The organism is Oleiphilus sp. HI0067, from assembly GCF_001635735.1.
In genome coordinates this window covers 1-702 of the sequence record NZ_LWFI01000595.1, presented here as the reverse complement: position 1 = coordinate 702, position 702 = coordinate 1, and the positions used below count along the sequence as shown (strand labels likewise).

The window sequence follows — 702 nt, the reverse complement described above, 5'->3', positions numbered from 1 at the left end:
TATCAATGACAGATGCATCTACATCACTAAGTTGCTGAAGTAATTTTCTTCCCTCCAAAGGATGCACTCGAATCACTGCATACTCCGCGCTCGTTAATGCCCCTTCTTTATTGAGAATCGATGAGGGAATCATCACTTTACCGACATCACTCAATAACGCAGATAGCCCTAATTTCAAGGTTTCTCGACTATCCCATTTCAATGCCGAAGCTAAACTCATCGATAACACCGTCGTACGAAAAGCATGCTCAATTAAATAAGACTGTTTACGCTTTGTTTGGCACAGTGCGAGCCACGCATACAAATTTCGAGAAATGCTCTCTTGGCATCGCTCTATAATTGGTTGAATATCTTGAGAAACACTAACAGAGCTGCCGCATCGAAATGCAGCATAGACGTCATAAATAACGTCCATAAGCTCTTTTGCCAGAGATTGAGCATGAAGAAATTCACGCTCAAAAGGGTGTTCGATTGTCGCTTTCATTGCATATGCATCGCGACCACAAACCTGAACATCTTGACTAAACGTATAACTACTATAGTTGTTCTCGCCTAACACTGTACGTCCTATCGATTAAAATCCATCCAATTTAGGCTAGCAGAGCAACGCAATATGTCTGTCAGTTTAAGGCTAGAATGTGAAAACTTACGTAACAAGTCTGCAATTTGTTCCACAAAAGTATAAAATCGCGCGCCTGAAAG

The 702-nt window shown here is 41.3% G+C and carries 1 protein-coding gene; it reads right to left on the bottom strand.

Features of this window, described 5'->3' with window-relative positions:
- The coding region (locus tag A3739_RS06780; RefSeq protein ID WP_369821091.1) for an HD-GYP domain-containing protein at positions 1–559 on the bottom strand (559 nt) is incomplete at its 3' end.
- Positions 560–702: the final 143 nt, after the last annotated feature.